This window comes from Teichococcus coralli (genome assembly GCF_009829925.1).
GTDB classification, from domain to species: Bacteria; Pseudomonadota; Alphaproteobacteria; order Acetobacterales; family Acetobacteraceae; genus Pseudoroseomonas; species Pseudoroseomonas coralli.
In genome coordinates this window covers 1-17,588 of the sequence record NZ_SNVJ01000003.1, presented here as the reverse complement: position 1 = coordinate 17,588, position 17,588 = coordinate 1, and the positions used below count along the sequence as shown (strand labels likewise).

Annotated in this window: 18 protein-coding genes; 13 read left to right on the top strand and 5 right to left on the bottom strand. The window is 72.7% G+C overall.

Going from position 1 to position 17,588, the window contains the following annotated elements; translation table 11 throughout:
• Positions 1-17 precede the first annotated feature (17 nt).
• Both E0493_RS04060 and E0493_RS04055 read right to left on the bottom strand, forming a co-directional pair.
• A complete protein-coding gene (locus E0493_RS04060) occupies positions 18-737 on the bottom strand; it encodes an LrgB family protein (RefSeq protein WP_160935656.1) in 720 nt (239 codons plus the stop codon).
• The gene (locus tag E0493_RS04055; protein ID WP_160935655.1) at positions 737-1,108 is read right to left on the bottom strand and encodes a CidA/LrgA family protein; all 372 of its coding nucleotides are present in this window, start codon (positions 1,106-1,108) and stop codon (positions 737-739) included. The genes E0493_RS04060 and E0493_RS04055 overlap by 1 nt, the downstream gene beginning before the upstream one ends.
• A gap of 415 nt (positions 1,109-1,523) precedes the next feature.
• On the opposite strand from E0493_RS04055, the gene E0493_RS04050 reads away from it, so the two are divergent.
• The 8 genes from E0493_RS04050 (at position 1,524) to E0493_RS04015 (ending at position 8,141) form a co-directional block, all read left to right on the top strand.
• A complete protein-coding gene (locus tag E0493_RS04050) occupies positions 1,524-2,426 on the top strand; it encodes a hydroxymethylglutaryl-CoA lyase (protein ID WP_160935654.1) in 903 nt (300 codons plus the stop codon).
• Between the two features lie 17 nt (positions 2,427-2,443).
• Positions 2,444-2,941 (top strand): CHAP domain-containing protein, encoded by a 498-nt coding sequence (locus tag E0493_RS04045; protein ID WP_160935653.1) that lies wholly within the window; start codon positions 2,444-2,446, stop codon positions 2,939-2,941.
• Between the two features lie 67 nt (positions 2,942-3,008).
• Positions 3,009-3,983 carry a Bug family tripartite tricarboxylate transporter substrate binding protein gene (locus E0493_RS04040; protein WP_235913587.1) on the top strand — a complete coding sequence of 325 codons (975 nt, stop codon included), beginning with the start codon at positions 3,009-3,011 and terminating at the stop codon, positions 3,981-3,983.
• A 46-nt stretch (positions 3,984-4,029) separates the two neighbouring features.
• Positions 4,030-4,962, top strand: coding sequence for an alpha/beta hydrolase family protein (locus E0493_RS04035; RefSeq protein ID WP_160935652.1), 933 nt, complete (start codon positions 4,030-4,032; stop codon positions 4,960-4,962).
• On the top strand, positions 4,963-5,580 hold the full coding sequence (locus E0493_RS04030) for a ribonuclease HII (RefSeq protein ID WP_160935651.1): 618 nt from the start codon (positions 4,963-4,965) through the stop codon (positions 5,578-5,580).
• A 91-nt stretch (positions 5,581-5,671) separates the two neighbouring features.
• The gene (locus E0493_RS04025; RefSeq protein WP_160935650.1) at positions 5,672-6,760 is read left to right on the top strand and encodes a site-specific DNA-methyltransferase; all 1,089 of its coding nucleotides are present in this window, start codon (positions 5,672-5,674) and stop codon (positions 6,758-6,760) included.
• 304 nt (positions 6,761-7,064) lie between these two features.
• A complete protein-coding gene (locus E0493_RS04020) occupies positions 7,065-7,508 on the top strand; it encodes a hypothetical protein (protein WP_160935649.1) in 444 nt (147 codons plus the stop codon).
• 24 nt (positions 7,509-7,532) lie between these two features.
• Positions 7,533-8,141, top strand: coding sequence for a hypothetical protein (locus E0493_RS04015; RefSeq protein ID WP_160935648.1), 609 nt, complete (start codon positions 7,533-7,535; stop codon positions 8,139-8,141).
• Between the two features lie 43 nt (positions 8,142-8,184).
• Here the strand turns inward: E0493_RS04015 and E0493_RS04010 are convergent, their stop codons facing one another.
• Complete coding sequence (locus E0493_RS04010) at positions 8,185-8,400, bottom strand: DUF3072 domain-containing protein (RefSeq protein WP_160935647.1); 216 nt, start codon at positions 8,398-8,400, stop codon at positions 8,185-8,187.
• Positions 8,401-8,859: 459 nt separating this feature from the next.
• On the opposite strand from E0493_RS04010, the gene E0493_RS04005 reads away from it, so the two are divergent.
• A complete protein-coding gene (locus E0493_RS04005; RefSeq protein WP_160935646.1) occupies positions 8,860-9,903 on the top strand; it encodes a hypothetical protein in 1,044 nt (347 codons plus the stop codon).
• 222 nt (positions 9,904-10,125) lie between these two features.
• The gene (locus E0493_RS04000) at positions 10,126-11,556 is read left to right on the top strand and encodes an RHS repeat protein (protein WP_160935645.1); all 1,431 of its coding nucleotides are present in this window, start codon (positions 10,126-10,128) and stop codon (positions 11,554-11,556) included.
• A 96-nt stretch (positions 11,557-11,652) separates the two neighbouring features.
• Here the strand turns inward: E0493_RS04000 and E0493_RS03995 are convergent, their stop codons facing one another.
• Both E0493_RS03995 and E0493_RS03990 read right to left on the bottom strand, forming a co-directional pair.
• Entirely contained in the window at positions 11,653-12,174 is a 522-nt protein-coding gene (locus tag E0493_RS03995) for a biotin transporter BioY (protein ID WP_160935644.1), read from the bottom strand.
• A complete protein-coding gene (locus E0493_RS03990; protein WP_160935643.1) occupies positions 12,171-13,283 on the bottom strand; it encodes an A/G-specific adenine glycosylase in 1,113 nt (370 codons plus the stop codon). The genes E0493_RS03995 and E0493_RS03990 overlap by 4 nt, the downstream gene beginning before the upstream one ends.
• Before the next feature lie 2 nt (positions 13,284-13,285).
• On the opposite strand from E0493_RS03990, the gene E0493_RS03985 reads away from it, so the two are divergent.
• The 3 genes from E0493_RS03985 to E0493_RS03975 all read left to right on the top strand — a co-directional run.
• Positions 13,286-13,807, top strand: coding sequence for a DUF721 domain-containing protein (locus E0493_RS03985; protein WP_160935642.1), 522 nt, complete (start codon positions 13,286-13,288; stop codon positions 13,805-13,807).
• A gap of 151 nt (positions 13,808-13,958) precedes the next feature.
• A complete protein-coding gene (locus E0493_RS03980) occupies positions 13,959-14,579 on the top strand; it encodes a DsbA family protein (RefSeq protein WP_160935641.1) in 621 nt (206 codons plus the stop codon).
• Positions 14,576-17,588 (top strand): AAA family ATPase (locus E0493_RS03975; protein ID WP_160935640.1); only part of this gene is annotated, 3,013 nt, incomplete at its 3' end. The genes E0493_RS03980 and E0493_RS03975, both read left to right, overlap by 4 nt.

The window sequence follows — 17,588 nt, the reverse complement described above, 5'->3', positions numbered from 1 at the left end:
TCCCCCGGTCGCCCTGGTCAGCCCGCGAAGAAGCGCCAGACCAGCGGCAGCAGCAGCGCCGTGGCCAGGGCGTTCAGCCCCATGCCGAGGCCGCTGAAGGCACCGGCCGCGGTGTTCACCGAGAGGGCGCGCGCCGTGCCCAGGCCATGGGCGGCCGTCCCCATGGCCAGGCCGCGGGCGCGCCAGTCGCGGATGCGTGCGGCGTTCAGCACCAGCGGCCCCAGCGTGGCGCCCACCACGCCGGAGGCGAGCACCACCGTGGCCGTCAGGCCGGGCAGGCCGCCGATCTGCTCCGCGATGCCCATGGCGACCGGGGTGGTGACGGAGCGTGGTGCCAAGCTTGCCACCACCGCCGGGGAGGCGCCGAAGGCCCAGCCCAGCGCGACGCCCACCGCCGCCGCCACCGCGCCGCCCGAGACGACCGCCAGCAGCGCCGCGGGAGCGGAGGCGCGGACATGGCGCCATTGCCGGTAGAGTGGCACCGCCAGCGCCACCGTGGCCGGACCGAGCAGGAAATGGACGAACTGCGCGCCTTCGAAATAGGCGCGGTATTCGACGCCGCTCGCGAGCAGCAGCGCCACCAGGATGGCCACCGCGAAAACCACCGGGTTGGCCGCCGGATGCCAGCGGCAGAGTTCGGCGAGCCTCAGCCCGGCCATCCAGGCGAGCAGGGTGGCCGTCAGCGCCGCCAGCGGGTCACGCGCCAGGTAGACCCAGATCTGCGCCAGATCCACCATCAGCCGAAGCGCCGCATCAAGGCCTGCGCGACCCGGCCGGTGAAGGCGATGCAGAGCAGCGTGCCCACCACGATGGCGAGCGAGAGCGGCGCCCAGCTCCGCGCCAGCTGCGGCCCGTAGACCACCACGCCGAGGCCGGCCGGCACGAAAAGCAGGCCGAGGCTGCCGAGCAGCGCGTCGGCAACCTGGCCAAGGCCGGGGGTGCCGGGGTCGGGACGGGCGGCGCGGGGCCAGAGCTGGTCCCGCGCGAGCAGGCCGAGGAAGAGCAGCGCCATGCCGATCACCGGGCCGGGCACGGGCATGTGCAGGGAGCGTGCCAGCACCTCGCCGACGAGCTGGCAGCCGAGCAGGATGGCAAGGCCGGGGATCATGGCCGCCGCTCCGGGACGGATCGCGGGAGGGCGGGGGTATGGCGGAAGGTCATCGGCGGGGCGGTCCGGCGGTTCAGGGAGCGGAAGGGTATTTCCCTCCGCCGGGTGCGGAGATTCCACCCCTGCCCACGCAGGGCTGATGAGAAAAAAAGGGGCAGGTTCCCAGGAGGAACCTGCCCAGAGGTGGACCGCACCGGGAGGACGGTGGTGCGGGGGGCGCCGGAGAAGAGGACCGGCGCCGGATCGGGAGAGACAGGGCCACGGGAGCCGAGCCCGCAGGCATTCTGGCGCGAGGATGTTGACAATGCGTTTCCCGCAGGCCGGTGAAGCATGGAAAAATTGGGAGATCGGGGCCGCCCCCTTGCGATCCGGTGCGGGCTCGCCAAGGCTGCGGCGCGAAAGGGAGTGAGCGGGAATGAGCCAGGCGGTCATCATCAGCGAGGTCGCGCCGCGCGACGGATTGCAGTCCATCGGCTCCTTCGTGCCGACGGAAACCAAGATCGCCATGGTGCGGGCGCTCTACGAGGCCGGCGTGCGGCGGATGGAGGTGGGCAGCTTCGTCAGCCCGCGCCATGTGCCGCAGATGGCCGACACGGCCGAGGTGCTGAAGGCGGCCAAGCAGCTTCCCGGCCTGGAATGCACCGTGCTGGTGCCGAACCGGAAGGGCTTCGACCTGGCGATGGATGCCGGCGCCGACCGGCTCGGCTTCTTCATGTCGGTGACCGAGGCGCACAACCGCGCCAACCTCAACCGCAGCCGGGACGAGAGCCTGGCGGAGCTCTCCGCCCTGGTGCGCGAGGGCGCGGCGGCCGGTGTGGCGATGCGCTTCAACCTGTCCTGCGCCTTTCATTGCCCCTTCGAGGGCGTGGTGCCGGTGACGGAGGCCGTGGACATGCTGGAGCGGGTCTTCTCCCTGGATCCAGGCCTGGAGATCGGCATCGCCGACACCACGGGGAACGCCGCGCCGGACCAGGTTGCGGCGGTCTTCGCCCATGCGCTGGCGTCCTGGGGCAATCCCTTCGCCTTCCACGGGCACGACACCTATGGCATGGGACTGGCCAATGCGCTGGCCGCCTACGAGGTCGGCTGCCGCATCTTCGACGGCGCGGCGGGGGGGCTCGGCGGCTGCCCGTTCGCTCCTGGCGCCACCGGCAACACCGCCACCGAGGACCTGGCCTGGATGTTCCGCCGCATGGGCGCCGCCACCGGGCTGGACTGGGCGAAGCTTCTGGTGGCAGCCGATCTCTGCGCCGCCGTGCCGGGCGGGCAGCCGGGCGGCCGGGTGCGCGGCGTGCCCGGCGCGCGCGCCGCGGCCTGAGGAGGGCTGCCGCAGGGATGCGCGGGGGCTGGCTGTTGCTTCTGCCCATGCTGCTGCTGGCGGCCTGCGGCGGCACGCCCCGCGGACCGGTGCTGGGGGCGGCGGCGCTGCGCGAGCCGGTGACCTGCGTGCCCTATGCCCGTGCCCGCTCGGGCGTGGACCTGCGCGGCGACGCCTGGGAGTGGTGGTCCGCCGCCGCCGGGCTCTACGAGCGCAGCCAGGTGCCGCGCCCCGGCAGCGTGATGGTGTTCGCCCGCGCCGGGCGGCTGCGGGATGGGCACCTTTCGGTGGTGACGCGGGTGCTCTCCCGCCGCGAGATTCGCGTGGACCATGCCAACTGGGCCAGCGGCAGTGGCAAGGGCCGCATCGCACGGGACCAGCCGGTGCTGGACGTCTCGCCACGCAACGACTGGTCCCTGGTGCGGGTCTGGTATCCGCCGATCGGCGGCTATGGCAGCAGCGCCTACCCGGTGGACGGCTTCGTGCATGGCCGTTCGGTGATCGCGGGGCGTTGATCGGGCTGGACGGGGCCGCCGCGCCATGCTGCAAGCGGGGCAAAGGTCAGGAAGAGGATCCGCCACCATGCTGCCCCGCCGTTCGCTGCTTGCCCTCGGACCCGCCCTGCTTGCCGCGCCGCATGTCGCGCGTGCCGAGGCGGCCTGGCCGGAACGGCCGGTGCGCTTCATCGTGCCCTTTCCCGGCGGCTCCACGCCGGACCTGACCGGGCGCTTCGTCGCCTCGCATTTCAGCGACGTGTTCGGCCAGCCCTTCGTGGTGGAGAACCGCGCCGGCGCCGGCGGCAATATCGGCACCGACGTGGTGGCCAAGGCGAACGACGGCCACACCATCGGCCTTTCCATCAACGGCCCGCTGGCCACCGCCCCGGCCCTCTATCCCAGCCTGCCCTACGACCCGACCAAGGACCTGAAGATCGTCTCGCTGCTGGTGCGCGGCGGGCAGGTGCTGGCGGTGAACCCGAAACTGCCGGTGCAGGACTTCGCCAGCTTCGTCGCCTATGCCAAGGCGCACCCGGCGGAGCTGACCTACGGCTCGGTGGGCGCCGGCTCGGGCGGCCACCTGGCCATGGAGGACATCAAGGCGCGCACCGGCATCCGGCTGGAGCACGTGCCCTACAAGGGCTTCGGCCAGGCGACGCTGGACCTGGTGGCCGGGCGCATCAGCGCCACGGTGGCCACCGCCGCCGCCGTGCTGCCGCAGATCCGCGAAGGCGCGCTGCGCGCCCTGGCGGTGACCTCCGCGAAGCGCATGCCGCAGCTTCCCGAGGTGCCGACCCTGGCCGAGGCCGGGCTGCCGGACGCCACCTCCTATGGCTGGCAGGCGCTGATCGTGCCCACCGGCACGCCGGAGGAGCGGGTCGGCCGCTTCGCCAGGGAAGCCCGCGTGGCCCTGGCCACCCCGAAGGCGCAGCAGGCGATGGAGGCCTCCGCCTTCGAGGTGGTGACCGGCACGCCGGAGGAGGCGGCGGCCTTCGTGCAGGCGGAGAGCCAGCGCTGGGGCGAGGTGATCCGCCGTCTCGGCCTCAAGCTGGAAGGCTGAGGCGGGCACCTCTCGCAACCCGGCGGGGCGGGGCCATCTCCAGGCGATGATGCCCCGCCGCGCCATGCTTGCCCTGCCGTTCCTGCTTGCCGCTCCCGCCGCCCGCGCGCAGGAGGCCGAGCGTCAGGACTGGACCGACCCCGCCCGCCGCCGCACCCTGCCGGTGCTGCTGCGCTGGCCGGAGGAGGGCCGGGGACCGGTGCCGCTGGTTCTGGTCTCGCACGGGCTGGGCGGCTCGCGCCAAGGGCTGGCCTATCTCGGCGAGGCGCTGGCGGCGGCCGGCATTGCGGCGCTGCACATCCAGCACCCCGGCACCGATGACAGCCTCTGGCGCGGTGCGGGCGACCGACGCCTCGCCTTCGCCGCCGCCATCGGCGACGCGGGACGGGCGCTGGACCGCCTGCAGGACGCCATCTTCGTGCTGGACGAGCTGTCGCGCCGCCCCGAGCTGGCCGGGCGCCTCGATCCGGCGCGACTGGGTATCGCCGGGCATTCCTACGGCGCCTGGCTGGTGCAGCACATGCTGGGCGAGCGCATCCCCGGCGGCGACCGGGGATTGGTGCTGCCCGATCGGCGACTCTCGGCCGGCATCGCCCTTTCGCCGGTGCCCTCCGCCGGGTTGCCGCCGGCGCTCGCCTTCGCGCGCGTGAAGGCGCCGATGCTGCATGTGACCGGCACGCTGGACGACACCTGGGTGGACGGCACCCGCGCGGCGGATCGGCGCATCCCTTTCGACGCCATCGCCGCGCCCGGCGCGCTGGCGGTGCTGGAGGGCGCCACCCATGCCAGCTTCGCCGGGGAAGCGGGGGCCGGCGCCCGCTGGGAGGAGGCGACCTTCCACCCGCGCGTTGCCGGGCTTGCCGTTGCCTTTCTGCGCGCCCTATGGCGGAAGGACCCGGCGGCGCGGCAGTTCCTGCGCGAGGGCGCGCCGGGGCTGCTGGCGCCGGGCGACGTGCTGGAAACCAGGGGCCTCGGGTGAATGCCGGACTATTCGCTGGAGCGGGAGGCGGGCGGCCGCGTCGCCGGCGTGGATGAGGTCGGGCGCGGGCCGCTGGCCGGGCCGGTGGTTGCCGCCGCCGTGGTGTTCCGCGCCACGCCGCCGGGAGAGCTGGCGAACCTGCTGGACGACAGCAAGAAGCTCGACGCGGCAAGGCGCGAGGCGGCCTGCGCCGCGCTGCGCGCCGCCGCCCGCGCCGGGCTGCTGGACTTCGCGCTGGGTGCGGCCAGCGCCGCCGAGATCGGCCGCATCAACATTCTCCGCGCCACGCATCTGGCCATGCGGCGCGCCATCCTGCGCCTGCCGGCGCTGCCTGACCTCGCGCTGGTGGACGGCAACGCCGCGCCTGGCCTGCCCTGCGCCGTGCGCTGCGTGGTGAGGGGCGACGCGACCAGCCTCTCCATCGCCGCCGCCTCGATCATCGCCAAGGTGACGCGCGACCGCGCCATGGCCCGGCTCGACCGCCGCTGGCCCGGCTATGGCTTCGCCCGCCATGCCGGCTACCCGACGCCGCAGCACCGCGCCGCGCTGCTGCAACTGGGCGCCTCGCCGCATCATCGCCGCGGCTTCGCGCCGGTGGATCGGCTCGCGCTGCTCTGAACATCCTGAAAGATCGCCGACTCGGCTTCCTTGACGGCGCGACTCGACCCAACGCATTGTCTCTCATCGAGTCGCTGGGGGTTTCGCGGGCGTGGGTACGGGTTTGGATCTGCCGGTGGATTGCATCCTTGAAGGGGATTGCATCGAGACCCTGCGCCGGCTGCCGCCGGCCTCCGTGCATGCCATCTTCGCCGATCCGCCCTACAACCTGCAGCTCCGGGGCGAGCTGCGGCGGCCGGATGAGAGCGTGGTGGACGGCGTGGACGACGCCTGGGACCGATTCACCGACCTCGCCACCTACGACGCCTTCACCCGCGCCTGGCTGGCCGAGGCGCGGCGCGTGCTGCGCAAGGACGGCACGATCTGGGTGATCGGCAGCTACCACAACGTGTTTCGCCTCGGCGTGGCGCTGCAGGACCTCGACTTCTGGATCCTGAACGACGTCATCTGGCGCAAGGCCAACCCGATGCCGAACTTCCGCGGGCGCCGCTTCACCAACGCGCACGAGACGCTGATCTGGGCGGCGCGCGGGCAGGAGAGCCGCTACAAGTTCAACTACACCGCCATGAAGTCGCTGAACGACGACGTGCAGATGCGCAGCGACTGGTTCATCCCGCTCTGCACCGGCGGCGAGCGCCTGCGCGACGCGGAGGGCAAGAAGGTGCACCCGACGCAGAAGCCCGAAGCGCTGCTGCACCGGGTGATCCTGGCCTGCACCGCGCCGGGGGAGGTGGTGCTCGATCCCTTTCTCGGTTCCGGTACCACGGCGGCGGTCGCGAAGCGGCTCGGGCGGCGCTACATCGGCATCGAACGCGACCCCGACTACGCCGCGGCGGCGCGGGCGCGCATCGAGGCGGTGGAGGCACTGCCCGAAAGCGCCGCCCTGGTGATGCCGACCAGGCGCGAGCAGCCACGCATTCCCTTCGGCACGCTGGTGGAGCGCGGCCTCGTGCCGCCGGGCGCCAGGCTGGTGGACCGGCACCGGCGCTTCGTCGCCGATGTGGGCGCGGATGGCTCGCTGCGCTGCGGGCAGGCGCAGGGCTCGATCCACCAGGTTGGCGCTGCTGTGCAGGAGGCGCCTTCCTGCAACGGCTGGCTGTTCTGGCATGTCGAGCGGCGCGACGGGTCGCTGCGGCTGCTCGACGAGCTTCGCGCCGAGCTTGCGCGCGGCATGGGCTGAAGCGAGTCCGCTCCCAACACGCCGATTCGCGCAGCGGCCGCTGCGCGGCTGAAGATTTGCGCCTCGTGGATTGTGTTCAGGAGGCATGAGATCTGTCGAGGTTGTGTTGTTCAGGCAATCCCAACCGGAGGAGGAGAGTCCGTTATCAAATATTTGTGAGCGAGAGCTCTGGCGGGGTCGCACAGCTTTTGCGGGCGTCGGCAAAGTTGGCGGCAGCCTTAGCATGTGCGGTAGTAGGATCCATCAACGGGCCTGCCCGTGGCAAGGGCGGCCGGCCTGCCGCGGCTGATCCTTGGAGTGTGCCGTGAGTTACCAGCGAGAGTTCACCGATGCCGCGGACCTGCACCCGTGGTCGAGGCAGACCGCGTTCTACAACGACAACGGGCGGGTTGAAGGGCGCTACCTGCTGCTTGATGCCGGCGGGCATCTCGAAGCGCAGTACGATCCGGCCGGCCTTTCCGCCATCAGCAAGGTCACGCGGGAATTCGACGCCGCCGGCACGCTGCTGCGGGAGGCCACCAACTGGGATGACGGGCACCGCAGCGTTGTGATGCACGATGCGGCGGACAGCGCGAGCTGGGACAGCATCGCCACCGACTATGCCGCCTCCGGCGTGATCCTGAGCCGCGACATGCAGTTCGACGACGGGCATTCCGTCACCACCGCCTACAGCGGCGACGCGCTGTCCAATCGCATCGTGGCACGCACGACGCAGGGCACGGCGGACCAGCTCTACACCGTGGAATAATTCTCCGAGGACGGCAGCCGCGAGGTGCTGCAATACGACAGCGGCGGCCGCGACTGGACTTCGCACAGCCGGAGATACGATGCCGCGGGCGAGCTGACCTCCAGCTTCATCCAGTATGACGACCTGCAATCCTTGGATGCCTGGTACGACGCCGGCGATCAGCATGCCTGGTCCCGGGCGACGCAGACAGGAAGCTACCGCAACACCGAGATCAGCAGCTACACGGTGAACTTCGACGATGGCGGGCACCTGGTGGCGCGGGTGGATCCCGCCAATGGCTGGTCGGGCGAAGTGGCGCCATGGGCCGCGCAGCTGCGCGTGACCGACCTGCACAACGAGCTTGCCTATTCCGTGCAGCTCAGCGACGACCTCACCCTGATCGAGCGGTTCGCCGACGCCGCGTGGAAGGTGGACACCACGGTGGAAGACGGGGTGCGGCAGCGCAGCCTCGACCTCGGCAACGGCGTGCTTCTCACGCTCAGCTACGACACGGCGCGGACGCAGGACTGGGTGATGCAGATGACGCTCAGCGATGTCTCCGGCCGCGACGCCTTCTATGTTGCCGCCCTGGGCGACGACGGCGTGCTGCACCAGACCATGGCGCCCGGGCAGGCCGGCGACTGGGTGGCCTGATTCGCCGCTCCGCCCGCGCCGGCGCGGGCGGAGCACAGCCGCCTCAGTGGTCGCGGCCGCGGCCGGTTCTGGCCTGCAGTTCGTCGATGCGGCGGGAGGCGTCCGCCTTGGTCAGCGTCTCGTCGAAAGCCTCGCCGGCTTCCTCGCAAAGGGTCTTGAGGTAGCTGGCCTGCGCGCCGGTCATGGTTTCCTCGCCGGTCGTCCAGTCGGCGGGGTCCTTGACGGCATTGTCGGGCGGGTTCTTGGCCTTGTCGTCCATGGGGGTTCTCTTCGCTCCGGAAGCGTCGGGGAAAGCCGTGAGTGTTCACGGCTTGTTCCAAGGAACGGCTGATCCGCACAGAGGTTGCAGCCCTGGCTCGCAGGCTTCCCGCGCAGGAGATGACCTGCTGAACCCATGTTGATCAAAGCCTGCAGGGGTATGCATCAGAAGGCGATTCTTCCTGACTGACAGATCAACCAGGAATTAACCTTTTGATTTGGCGCGAAGCGGGGTCTTGTCGGGTGCCGAAGGGTCGCGCATGCACCATCCGCGCGAACAGATTAGCGAAAAATTCTCGCAAAAATTTCAACGCAGGGTGCTTTCGCAGCCTCTGCCCTTGGCTTCATCTTCGATCCGCAACCCCTGGCTTGGCCGTTCGCCCCATGTCCACCGACGGCGCGTCCTGCCGGGAAAGCTTCACAAGGCCTGCGCTGCCCAGAAGAATCAGGAGAGCCAGCGATGACCACCCAGCGTGTGATCACCGACACCGCGGATGCCGCGTCTTGGTCGGTGCAGACCCTCACCTATGACGACGAAGGCCGGCTGATCCAGCGGGACTTCGTCCTCGACAACAACGGCGCGACGCACGTGGTCTACGACCCCGCCGACCTCCAGGACTGGACGAGGATCATCGCCACCTACGACGCCGAGGGCCACCTCCGGTCCAAGACCACCAACTTCGACGACGGCGGCCATACCAACACCTTCTACGACGCGTGCGGCACGGAAGCCTGGCAGACGCAAACCGTCTCCTACGACACCGGCAACCAGCGCGTCCGCCTCGACGTGGTGCTCGACGACGGCGGCAAGATCATCAATCATTATGACGCCGGCAACGCGCAAGGCTGGAGCAAGCAGAGCTTCACCTACGATGCGCAGGACCATGTGACCTTCCAGGCCACCAACTACGACGACGGCAGCCGGGTCACCGTCCAGTACGACGTCGCCGGGTTGCAGGACTGGCAGCAGGTGACGCTGAACTACAATGCCGACGGCCAGCTCGCGAGCCAGCTCATCGAGTACGACAACGGAACCGGCGCCGAGATCTTCCGCGATGCCGGCAACAATGCCGAGTGGTCGAAATACATCATCTCCCATGCCGCGGGCGGTGCGGTGAGCCAACGTGCCGTCACCTTCGACGCGGGCGGGCAGGCGGTGATGCGATACGACGTCGCGGGCACCGAGGCCTGGACCGCGGATGCGCGGCTCTCCATGTCGGACGGCACGCTGGCCTACCGCGCCACCGTCCATGACGACCGCAGCCTGCAGGAGGACCTCGGCGGCGCCGACTGGCACGAGATCTTCGACGGCAACGGCGTTGTGGTCCATCGCTCGGCCGAGTTCGGCGACGGCATCACGCTGATCGTGGACTATGACGTGGCCGACGCGCATGACTGGTCCGTCTATGCGGTGCTCTACGGCGCCGATGGCGCGGCGCTCTATTCCGCCGGCATCAATGACAACGGCAGCCTTTCCGAAACGATCGCGTCGCCGCTGGCCTGATCGGCCGGGCCGCTTCCGCCGCCCGCATCGGGGCCGGGGGGGGGGGGGACAACGGCAGCCCCGCCTGGCCCGTGGGCATTTACAGCGACGGAAGCTCCGCTTACATTTTCGTGAGGTTGCCGCCAGAGCTTCCAAGCCAAAAGCCTGCCGCAAAATGCGCTGACCTCGCCGGCGAAGACTGCGGCACCCGAGTCAAACCGCCAGCATCGGGGAAGGCGCGGCATGGCAATGCAGCGGGTCATCACGGATCTCGCCGAGGAGGCCTCCTGGGCCTCGCGAACCTTGTTCTATGACACGCTTGGCCGGCTCCTCCGCCGCGAGCTGGCGCTGGATGGCGGCGAGGCGGCGACGACCGACATCGACCCCGCCGGCATCCTCTGGGCGAGCCGGACGCAGGCCTACGACACCGCCGGGCGACTCGCCTCCCTCGCGGTGTGGGAGGCGGATGGCGCGCGCAGCGTCACGCGCTACGACCCGGCGGAGGCGGAACCCTGGAACAGCTTCACCATCCATTACGACGCCTTGGGCCGGCGCGACGGAACGCGCGAGGAGCGTGACGACGGAAGCTCGTTGACCGTCTTCTTCGATGCCGCGGATGCCGAGGCCTGGGCGCGGATGGCCATCACGCGCAGCGCGGAAGGCCAGGTGGTACGGCAGGAAAGGCAAGGCGACGATGGCCGCATCGAGCTCGTGCAGCGGAGCTTCGATGCCGCGGGGCATCTGCTCACGGAAGCTGTCAGGCCGGCCGATGGCGCCCGCAGCTCCAGCCGCTACACCTATGACGCGGAAGGAAACCTGTTGCTGGTGACGGAAAGCCACGCGGATGGGAGCCGCACGCTCACCCGTTACGACGTGACCGGCGCGGAGAGCTGGTCGGAGATCGCGATCACCTACGACGCGGCAGGCGCCCGCACGCGCCTGGACAAGTTGCCCGACGAGGGCGGGCGCGTGTCCATCGACTATGATGCCGCTGGCTCGGCGCCCTGGTCCAGCATCAGCCGGACCTGGGATGGCGCGGGACGCCTGACCTCGGAGACGGTCAACCTCGACGACGGCAGCCGCAGCCTGACACGGTACGACGCGGCCGGAGCAGCCAGTTGGCAGACGCTGCGGCGGGACTATGACGCCGCCGGCCGCATGCTGCATGAGCAGGTGATGCAGGACGACGGCACCGCCACGGAGCGGTTCCTCGATGCGGCCGGATCGCATCCCTGGAGTGGCTGCGCAACCATGCAGGACGCGCAGGGGCGGGTTCTGGAAGGCGTGGTGGAGCTCGACGCCGGGTTCCGCGTGGTGCTGCGGAGCGACGCGGCGGAGGCCGAACCCTGGCGCGTCCAGATGCGTGTCCTGCTGGCCGATGGCCTTCCCGCCTGCACGCTGGTCCTGCGCGACGACGCCTCGCTGGGGGAGATGTTCGGTGAGTTGCCCTGGCGGCAGAGCATCAGCCGCGACGGCACGGTGGTGCTGCGCACCGCCGGGCTGGGCGATGGCGCGACGCTGGTGCTCAGCCATGACGCGGCGAACGCGAAGCCCTGGATCGTCGCCGCGGATCTGCAGGACGCCGAGGGGAATCCGCTGTTCCACGCCGCGATCCACCACGACGGCAGCGTGACCTTCGGTCCCGGCCTGCCCCTGACGGATTGGCTCGCCTGACGTCCGCTGAGGCCTTGGGGATCGTGGGGGCCGGGGTGGCCGCTGCCACCCCGGCGAAGGTTGGCAGGCACGCGCCTGCCAGGGATGCGCTTCGGTTCAGGCGCGGCGCAGGGCGCGCAGCGTGGCGAGGGCCAGGGCGGTCTTCACCACCGTGCCGGGGATGAACAGCACGAAGCCCGCCATCACTGCCTTCTCCAGGCCGGTGAACTGGGCCAGCCACAGCACGCCCGGCACGAAGAGCAGCAGGTGCGCCGCGGTCAGCACGGCGGCCTGACGCGGCAGCGAGCCGCGGGCAAGGCCGGCCAGCGCGGCGGCGGGCAGGAAGCCGAGCAGGAAGCCGGCGGTCGGACCCATCAGCACCGCGGGGCCGGCGGTGCCGCCGGCGAAGACCGGCAGGCCGAGCGCGCCTTCCACCAGGTAGGCCAGCACCGCGGCCGCTCCCACCCGGGCGCCGCCAAGCGCGCCGAGCAGCAGCACGACCAGCGTCTGCATGGTGGCGGGGACCGGCCACATCGGCAGGGTGATCTGCGCCGAGGCGGCCAGGGCGGCGGAGCCGAGCAGGGCGAAGCCGGCGAGTTGCAGGCCGGTGCGGGCGCGGGTTGCGGTCAGTTGCGTCATGCGGGGCGTCCCGTCTGTGTTCGTTTGCGCGGCCCGGGGCGAGGCGCGCGGGGAACAGGGCTTGCCATGGCGCCGGCGCCTTCGGCAAGCGTCAGCAGCCGGCGCATGGCACCGGGCAGCGCCTGGGCGGCGGCTGGCGGCGGCCACCATTCGCCTTCGGTGCGCAAGGCGGGCGGTGCGGTGGCCGTCAGCAGCGACATGCGCAGCTCGAAATGGGTGAAGCCGTGCTTCGCCTCGCCGGGCAGCGGGCGCCAGTCAAGGGCGGCAACGGGCGCGAAGGCGAGTGCCTCCTCCTCCGCCCAGCTTTCCTCCCGCCAGGGGGTGCCGGGAAGGCCCAGCATGCCGCCCAGGAGGCCGGTGGGCGGCCGGCGGCGCAGCAGCAGGCGGCCCTCGTCGTCCCGCAGCAGGAAATGCACGCCGAACTTTGTCGGCCGCGCCGCCCTGGGCGCCTTGCGCGGCAGGCTTGCGGCGATGCCCGCCTTGCGGCCCTCGCAGCCCGCCTGCCAGGGGCAGAGGGCGCAGGCGGGATTGCGCGGTGTGCAGATGGTGGCGCCGAGGTCGAACAGCGCCTGCACGAAGTCGGCCGGCCGGGCCTGCGCTGCGGATTGGCTCATCCAGCCCTGCGCCAGGGCGGCAAGGCGGGGGCGGGCGGCGGGCAGCGGCTCCTCCACCGCCTTCACGCGGCTGGTCACGCGCTCCACATTGCCGTCCAGCGGCACCACCGGCCTATCGAAGGCGATAGCGGCCACGGCGGCGGCGGTATAGGCGCCGATGCCCGGCAGCGCGCGCAGCCCTTCCACCGTATCGGGAAAGCCGCCGCGCGCCGTGACGGCCTGGGCGCAGGCATGCAGGTTGCGGGCGCGGGCGTAGTAGCCGAGCCCGGCCCATTCCTCGGCCACCGCCTCCCAGGGCGCGGCGGCCAGCCCCTCCACGGTCGGGAAGCGGTCGAGGAAGCGGCGCCAGCGCGGCGTTACGGCGGCGACGGTGGTCTGCTGCAGCATGACTTCGGAGAGCCAGATGCGGTAGGGGTCGCGCAGCGCCTCCCGCCAGGGGAGGCGGCGGCGGTGACGGTCGTACCAGGCGAGCAGGTCGGAAGCGGAGGGAAGCACGGATGCAGGAAGAGGACGAACCGCCGCGCGGATCAAGTCCCCGGACGGAAAAACCGGAGGAGGCGACCCGGCCCGCCCCCGTCTGGCGGGCGGATCTCGGGCCACGCCCGCTTTCGGCCTTGCTGCCGCGCCTGACGCGGCCCGCCTTCAAGCGGCGCAGCCCGGCCGCCGCGCACCTGATGACCGACTGGCCGGAGATCGTCGGGCCCGCGCTGGCGGCGCAGAGCATGCCGCTGCGCATGACCGGCGGCACGCTGACGCTGCGCTGCGCCGGCCCGATGGCGATGGAGCTGCAGCACATGGCGCCCCAGCTCGTCGCCCGGATCAACACCGCGCTCGGGCAGCGGCTGGTGGAGCGGCTGCGCTTCGTGCAGGGCGCCATGCCGCCCCCCGCCCCCCGCGCCAAGCGGCCGCCGCCGGCGAAGCTGCCGGCCGCGGTGAGCGAGGCGCTGGAGGCGGTGCCGGACCCGGAGCTGCGCGCCGCCCTGGCGCGGCTGGGGCAGGGGGTCTACCGCCGCCGCTGAGCCGGCATGGCGAAGTGCAACGAAGGATGGACAGTTGCCCGCCGCCCGGCCATCTGCGGCGGGATCGCCTCGGGGTGGGATTCTGCGCTAGAGACGGCGCAGGCCGCCCGCCCGGACGCGGCGCCGCCATCGCCAAGCCGAAGGAGCTTCCATGTCTCTCTCCCGCCGCACGCTGATGCTGGCCCCGGCCGTTCTGCTCCCCGTCGCCGCAGCCGCCCAGGGAACCCCACAGGGGGGCGGCGTCGATCTCGGCGAGCGCTCGGCCGGCCCCGCCAACGCCCCGGTAACGGTGCAGGAGTTCTTCTCGCTGACCTGCACGCATTGCGCCGCCTTCCACCGCGAGACCTGGCCGCGCGTGAAGCAGGAGCTGGTGGAGAAGGGCAGGATGCGGATGGTCTGGCGCGACTTCCCGCTGGACCAGCTTGCCCTGGCGGCCGCCCAGGTGGCGCGCTCCCTGCCGCCGGAGCGCTATGAAGGCTTCATCGGCGCGCTGCTTTCCAGCCAGGAGCGCTGGGCCTTCAACCGCAACGCCGACAACATCGCCGAGATCGCCAAGATCGCCGCCCTGGCGGGGATGAACCGCCAGCAGGTGGACGCCGCAATCAACAACGAGGCGCTGCGCCGCGCCATCCTGGAGGAGCGGCTGAAGGCGGAGCAGCAGTACAAGGTCAGCTCCACCCCCAGCTTCGCCTTCGGCGCTTCGAAGGTGGTTCCGGGCGAACTGTCCTTCGACCGCTTCTCCCAGCTGGTGCAGGAGGCCTCCGGCGCTTGACCGGGGTCGTGCCTGAGGGGGGCGCTCCGGAGGAGGGCGCCGCGCCCGCGGAGAACGCGGCCGAGGACACCCAGCCGGCGCGGGACGCCGCCACCGAGGCCGCGGCGCGCGCCGCGGCGCTGCGGGCGGTGCTGGCGCGGCTGCGCATCGCCGGCTTCAAGTCCTTCGCCGAGCCGACCACGCTGGACGTGTTGCCGGGCCTGACCGGCATCGTCGGTCCGAATGGCTGCGGCAAGTCCAACGTGGTCGAGGCGCTGCGCTGGGCGATGGGCGAGACCAATGCCCGCGCCATGCGCGGCGGCGAGATGGACGACGTGATCTTCGCCGGCACCGCCAGCCGCGCGGGGCGCAACCAGGCCGAGGTGACGCTGCTGCTGGAGGAGGCCTCCGGCCTTGCCCCGCCGCCGCACCAGGAGGCGGCCGAGCTGGAGATCACCCGCCGCATCGTGCGCGGCGAGGGCACGGGCTTCCGCATCAACGGCCGCGAGGTGCGCGGGCGGGACGTGCAGACGCTGTTCGCCGATATCGGCAGCGGCGCGCGCTCCTCCGCCATGGTGAGCCAGGGCAAGGTGGCCACGCTGATCGCCGCCAAGCCGGAGGAGCGCCGGCAGGTGCTGGAGGAGGCCGCCGGCATCGCCGGGCTGCGCGCCCGCAAGCACGAGGCGGAGCTGAAGCTGCGTCAGGCCGAGCAGAACCTGACCCGCGCCGACGACCTGAAGGGCCAGCTAGAGGTGCAGCGGCAGTCGCTGCAGCGGCAGGCCCGGCAGGCGGCGCGCTATCGCAACCTTTCCGGCCTGACCCGGCAGGCGGAGGCCGAGTACTTCTCGCTGCTGGTCGCCCGCGCCGAGAAGGCGCTGGCCGGCAGCCGCAACGCCCATGCCGCCGCCCGCGCCGCCACCGCCCGTGCCGAACAGGCCGCCGAGGCGGCCACCAAACGCGCCTTCACCGCCGAGCGGGAGCTGCCTGCGCCGCGTGCCGAGGAAGCCGAGGCGCGGACCGCGCTGGAGCGGCACCGCGTCGAATCGGAGGGCCTGGAGGCGGAGGAACGCCGCGCCCGCGCCACCCTGGCCGATGCCGAGGCGCGGCTGGCGCAGATCCGCGACGATCTCGGCCATGCGAAGCGGCTGGTCGAGGATGCCGCCGCCGCCGAAGGGCGGCTGGGCGAGGAGGCGCGGACGCTGGAAGGGGTGGTCGCCGCCCTGCCGGAGCGCCGCGAGGCCGCGCTTGCCGAGCAGGCCGAGGCCGAGGAGGCGGTGGCCCGGCTGGAGCGCGAGGCGGACCGCGCCGCGCAGCTGGCCGCCGAGGCGGCCGCCGAGCAGGCGCGCGTCGGTGGCGAGATGAACGCCGCCCGCCAGCGCAGCGAGCGCCTCCGCCAGCAGCACGAGACACTGCTCGGCCAGCAGCGCGAGGCCGAGGCGGCGCATGTGCCGCCCGAGGCCATCGAGGCGGCTGGTGCCGCCCGGCAGGCGGCCGAGACCGCGATCGCCGAGGGGCGCGCCGCGCTGGAACAGGCCGAGACCGCCCGCGCCGCCGCGCAGGAGCGGCACGCCGCCGCCCGCCGGGCGGTGACCGAGGCCGAATCGGCGCGCAACCGTGCCTCCGCCGAACGCGACGCCGCCGCCCATCGCGCGCGCCAGGTGACGGAGCAGCGCGACCGTCTGCGCCGGGAGCGCGATGCCGCCGCCGCCGAGCGGCCCGACCCCACGGCGCTGGACGCCGCCCGCACCGCGACCGCCGAGGCGGATGCCAGGCTTGCGGCCGCGCGCAAGGCGCTGGCCGAGGCGGAGGGCGCGCGCAGCGCCGCCGCCGGGGCGCATGTGCTGGCGCGGGGCAATGCCAGCGCCGCCGAGGCCGCCCGCGCCCGCGCCGACGCCGAACGGCAGGGCCTGGCCGACCTGCTGCGCGCCCGCGAGCCGGGTGCGGCGGCGCCGATCCTGGAAGCCGTGATGGTGCCGCCAGGGCTGGAGGCGGCACTCGGCGCCGCGCTCGGCGAGGCGCTGGAAAGCCCCGCCGATCCGCGCGCGCCGCGCCACTGGCGCCGCCTGCCGCCGCTGGAGGTGCCGGCACCGTTGCCCGAGGGCGCCACGCCGCTCGGCCAGCTTGTCGAGGCGCCGCCGGAACTGGCGCGTGCCTTGTCGCAGATCGGGCTGCTGGCGGAGGGCGCCGACGGCACCGTGTTGCAGGCGCGGCTGGCGCCGGGGCAGAGCCTGGTTTCCCGGGAGGGCGCGCTCTGGCGCTGGGACGGGCACGGCATCCAGGCCGGCGCGCCCAGCCCCGGCGCGGTGCGCCTGACCCAGCGCAACCGCCTGCGCGTCGCCGAGGAGGCGCTCGCGCAGGCGGTCTCCGCCGCGAAGGAGGCTGCCGCCGCCGCGGATGCGGCGAAGCAGGCCGAGGCACAGGCGGCAGGCGCCGAGTCCCAGGCCCGTGCCGCGCGCAGTGCCGCCGAAACCACGCTGGCCCGTGCCCGCGAGGCCGAGGCGCGCCTCAACGCCCAGGCCGAGCGGGCGGAAAGCCGTCTGGCCGCGCTTGGGCCGCAGCTGGAACGGCTGGAGACCGAGTTGCAGGCCGCTCTGGCCGCGCGCGAGGCCGCCGAGGAGGTGCTCGCCGCCCTGCCGGACGCCGCGGCAGCCCGCGCCGCGCGCGACGAGACGGCGCGGCAGGAGAGCGCCGCCCAGGCCGCCGAGGCCGCCGCCCGCGACGCGCGCCGCAAGGCCGAGGCGGCGCTGGAAGCGGCGCGAACGGAGGAATCGCGGCTGGCCAGCCGGGCCGCCAGCGCCGAGAGCCGGCTGCGGGCGCTGGCGCCGCAGCTTGCCCGCGTGGCGGAGGACCGCGCGGAGGCCGAACGCCTGCAGGCCGAGGCGGAGGCCGCTTTGGGCACCCTGCCGGACCTTGAGCAGATGCGGCGGGGCGTCGAGTCGGCGCGGCAGGCGCTTGCCGCCGGGCGCGCGCGGACCGGGGCGGCGCGCGACGTTGCCGCCGCCCTGGCGGCCGAGGCCGAGCGCGCCGCCG

Excerpts from the sequence above, each read along its gene's own strand:
- E0493_RS04060 (WP_160935656.1), bottom strand. The coding sequence starts at position 737 with ATGGTGGATCTGGCGCAGATCTGGGTCTACCTGGCGCGTGACCCGCTG.
- E0493_RS04055 (WP_160935655.1), bottom strand. The coding sequence starts at position 1,108 with ATGATCCCCGGCCTTGCCATCCTGCTCGGCTGCCAGCTCGTCGGCGAG.
- E0493_RS04050 (WP_160935654.1), top strand. The coding sequence starts at position 1,524 with ATGAGCCAGGCGGTCATCATCAGCGAGGTCGCGCCGCGCGACGGATTG.
- E0493_RS04045 (WP_160935653.1), top strand. The coding sequence starts at position 2,444 with ATGCGCGGGGGCTGGCTGTTGCTTCTGCCCATGCTGCTGCTGGCGGCC.
- E0493_RS04040 (WP_235913587.1), top strand. The coding sequence starts at position 3,009 with ATGCTGCCCCGCCGTTCGCTGCTTGCCCTCGGACCCGCCCTGCTTGCC.
- E0493_RS04035 (WP_160935652.1), top strand. The coding sequence starts at position 4,030 with ATGATGCCCCGCCGCGCCATGCTTGCCCTGCCGTTCCTGCTTGCCGCT.
- E0493_RS04030 (WP_160935651.1), top strand. The coding sequence starts at position 4,963 with ATGCCGGACTATTCGCTGGAGCGGGAGGCGGGCGGCCGCGTCGCCGGC.
- E0493_RS04010 (WP_160935647.1), bottom strand. The coding sequence starts at position 8,400 with ATGGACGACAAGGCCAAGAACCCGCCCGACAATGCCGTCAAGGACCCC.
- E0493_RS04005 (WP_160935646.1), top strand. The coding sequence starts at position 8,860 with ATGACCACCCAGCGTGTGATCACCGACACCGCGGATGCCGCGTCTTGG.
- E0493_RS04000 (WP_160935645.1), top strand. The coding sequence starts at position 10,126 with ATGGCAATGCAGCGGGTCATCACGGATCTCGCCGAGGAGGCCTCCTGG.
- E0493_RS03995 (WP_160935644.1), bottom strand. The coding sequence starts at position 12,174 with ATGACGCAACTGACCGCAACCCGCGCCCGCACCGGCCTGCAACTCGCC.
- E0493_RS03985 (WP_160935642.1), top strand. The coding sequence starts at position 13,286 with ATGCAGGAAGAGGACGAACCGCCGCGCGGATCAAGTCCCCGGACGGAA.
- E0493_RS03980 (WP_160935641.1), top strand. The coding sequence starts at position 13,959 with ATGTCTCTCTCCCGCCGCACGCTGATGCTGGCCCCGGCCGTTCTGCTC.